The organism is Pseudorhodoplanes sp. (assembly GCF_035565795.1).
Taxonomy (GTDB): Bacteria; Pseudomonadota; Alphaproteobacteria; order Rhizobiales; family Xanthobacteraceae; genus Pseudorhodoplanes.
Window position 1 is genome coordinate 1 of sequence record NZ_DATMRV010000219.1, and the last position, 3,265, is coordinate 3,265.

Annotated in this window: 2 protein-coding genes and 1 pseudogene; all 3 read right to left on the bottom strand. The window is 61.7% G+C overall.

What is annotated here, in order from left to right:
- Nucleotides 1–422: pseudogene (locus VNZ93_RS19565) on the bottom strand (hypothetical protein); the annotation flags it as partial.
- A 240-nt stretch (nt 423–662) separates the two neighbouring features.
- A complete protein-coding gene (locus tag VNZ93_RS19570) occupies nt 663–2,168 on the bottom strand; it encodes an autotransporter domain-containing protein (RefSeq protein ID WP_325709060.1) in 1,506 nt (501 codons plus the stop codon).
- Between the two features lie 258 nt (nt 2,169–2,426).
- Nucleotides 2,427–3,265, bottom strand: an 839-nt coding sequence (locus VNZ93_RS19575) for an NAD-binding protein (RefSeq protein ID WP_325709063.1), incomplete at its 5' end; no start/stop codon positions are given.

The following is a 3,265-nucleotide window of genomic DNA, read 5'->3' on the forward strand; positions in this document are numbered from 1 at the left end:
TTGTCGCTGGGGCGGCGCTTGGCGGCGCTTCCCATCCCGCCCATGCAGCCCCACGAATAATTGGCGGTGGGGTCGGCACCGTTCGACAGGCCGGGGATAAAGATGGTAATTACCGTCTCGTCTGGGACAATATATTCATAGGTACCGGGGGTTTGGGGAGGGTTCAGCAGCACGGGCGTGTACCCGGTACTGGCAAGCTGGAGTCCGATGTTGCTGCCGGGTGTGTTAATTGTAAGCATTATGGTATCGCCGGGGTAAAACCCCGTACCGCTCGTACTGCCCGTGAGGACATTGCCGGCGAAAGAGCCGTTCAACTCCGAACAGCCGTCCGCACTGGCATCACTGTTCGAACCGAGCAGAAAACCCGAGATGCAAAGGCCGAAAACGACACGACGAACAATGGCAGGCGTCCTGCCGCGCATTCCAATTCCCAGCACCAAGCCCCCGAACAACTTCTCTAAATAATTTCCGGATCAGCGCGCCGCCCCCCGCGATACACGCCGCCATTCGCAACGGTAATTCTGATTCGTGATGGAGCGAAAAGAATCCATCATCCCGCATCGAACTTATTACTGCGCTTCCTCGCTTGCATTCAATCAAAAGGGGTACGGTCTTCACCGCACCCACTTCTGTTTGAAGTGTCTGGCCGTGATCCGAACAGATCAGAACGGCATCGCGAGCCTTGCATTGGCGGTCCACACGCCATAGCCCGCGCCGATGCCGCCATATTCGCCGCCGAACGACAGCGTGCCATTGCCCTGCTTCGTCATGCTCACGCCGCCGGTGACACGCCCCGACCAGCCATCGATCAGACCGGCATTCGGCACATCGACCGGCAGCGCATCGTCCGAGGAGAAGCGCCAGTCGCCATAGACGCCGAGATACGGCGAAACCGAGAACGCGCTGTATTGCGAGGGCGCGATCACGCGGCCGCCGAGGGACACGCGGCCGGTCGAGAAGCTGCGCTCTGCCTGCAAGGTGCCGAGACTGTCGGTCCAGGCATCCTGCCGCTCCCACAAGGCATAGACCTTGGCGGACGGCTCAACGATATATGCCGCATAACGATAGAAGCCGGTCAGTCCCGTCGAAACCAGCCAGCGCGAGCCATCGAATTGGCCCGACGCAGTGCCGGCGGATGCATCATAGGAGATGCTCGACCAGCCGAGCATCGCATCCCAGCGCAGCGTCGGCGCGATCTTCCAGGCCGCATAGCCGCCGATGGTGCCGCCATCGCCCTTCAGCTTGCCGGACAGCGCCGCGAAATCGTAGCGGAAGTCCTCATAGCCACCGAACACGCCGACCAGCAGGTTCGGTGTCAGCTTGTAGCCGACGCCGCCGGTGACATTGATCTGCTTGCCGTCGACGACATGCGACTTGTCCCAGCCCGAACCGCGCACATCGAGCCATCCGCTCCAGCGCTGCTCAAACACCGGCGACAGCGGCGGCGCCTTGGTGACGCTGCGGCCGGCGGCATAGGCCAGCGCCGACATGGCCTCGTCATGGCGGCCGGCAAACGGCGCGCGCAAGGATGCATTGGCCCGCGGATCGGCGGCGAAGTTCAGTGTCACACCGTTCGCACCAACCGACACCGGATTGCCGCGATTGCCGAACGCATCGCCGATCGCGCCATTCACCGCGCCGCTGATGGCCGCGCCGGAGGCCTGCCCGGCCATGGTCGAGCCCTGAACCTGTACACCGCGTAATTTCTGGCTGTCGTTCGAAGCTGTGCCGCCGGCGGCAACACAGGTCGCGGTGACGGTCAGACCGGATCCGATCCTTGCAATGATGAATTGCCTGAGCTGACCAACTCCGGATGGCACCGTATAGATTTTGGTCACGGTGCCGTCGCCGACAGGCTCGTAAGTGTCCACCAGGACTGAGGGACTGGCGGATTCGTTAAACAGCTCCCAGTACGCGGCATTTGCGTCGTTTTCAGTGATTGCGACGGTGAATGTGATCCGGTCGCCCGCCGTAAATCCCGATACGGTAATCTCGTGCTCACTGATCGACGTATTGAATACGCCGCTGTTCACGTCCGCGCATCCGCCGGTGGCCGGCACGGCGACTGCTGCATCATTGAAGATCAGAATGGCGGCAGCGCCTGCAAGACCCGCCAATGCGACACGATGGAAATCGAAAGGACGACGATTACGGCGCGCAAATTTCATCACAGTCGTCGTCCCAGGTCATGACCAAATGACATGAGACCGACTCACGCCTTTAATTCTCACCGTATCAAACGCGAAAATCCGCGGACAAGAAATGAGGACGCAATCTCGAGGACTGGATGCCGCTGCGATGAATCAGTGCTGTCCGTCAGCGACGCTGAAGTTGTATCCAACTCCGGATGCAATCATACGCGACAGTCTGCATCATCTGACCGGCGCACCGGTTCAACAGACATGCGTGACGCAAGGCGGCTCACATCACGCCCGTGCTTGCCTCTTCTCGGCCTTCGCCGACTTCTTCGCGGCGCGCTGTACCGCGACCACTTCGAGATTGCGGATATCGGCAATCCGGCGGTCCGCAACGTCTTCCGGGAAATCCAGATTTTCCAGCAGACGGCCCGCGAGCTGCAGGCTCGCCTCCACCGCTTCGGGGATCGCGTCGGTTGCACCAAGGTTGGTCAGACGCGTAGCGTGTTCGGAGTCCTTGGCGCGCGCCAGAACGCAGGCCTTGGGGCGCAGCCTGATGATCTCCTTCACCATGCGTTCGGTGGCTTCGGCGCTGCCCAGCGTCACGATGAACGCACGCGCCTTCTTGACCCCGGCATGATGGAGGATCTCGTGTCGGCTGGCATCGCCGAAAAACACCGGACGGTTCTTTTCGCGAAACTCCGTCACGAGCGAGCCGTTGGTATCGAACGCGATCCACGGCACGTTCTCGCTGTCGAGAACGCGCGCAACCGTCTGACCGACACGACCGAAGCCGCCGATCACGACATGGTCGCGCAGTTCCACCATCTCCGCTTCGGGCGAGTGCCGCGACTCTTGATCGGAGGTCTCGAGGCGCTCGCCGGTATGGCGCGCGAGCTTGGCAAGCAGCGGCGTCACCATCATGCTCAGGCCCGCGACCGCGATGGCGGAGGTGCCGATTTCGACCTCCAGGAGCCCCTTCGCGCTCGCAAGTCCGATCACGATAAACGCGAATTCGCCGCCCTGCGCCAGCAGCAATGCGACCTCGGCCGCGAGGTGGCGTTCGACCCGGAAGATCCGCGCAGCCGTATAAAGCACCACGGCCTTGATGACGATCAGTCCGATCAGCG

What these genes read in the sequence shown, in the direction of transcription:
- VNZ93_RS19570 (WP_325709060.1), bottom strand. Translation starts at nt 2,168, where the DNA reads ATGAAATTTGCGCGCCGTAATCGTCGTCCTTTCGATTTCCATCGTGTC.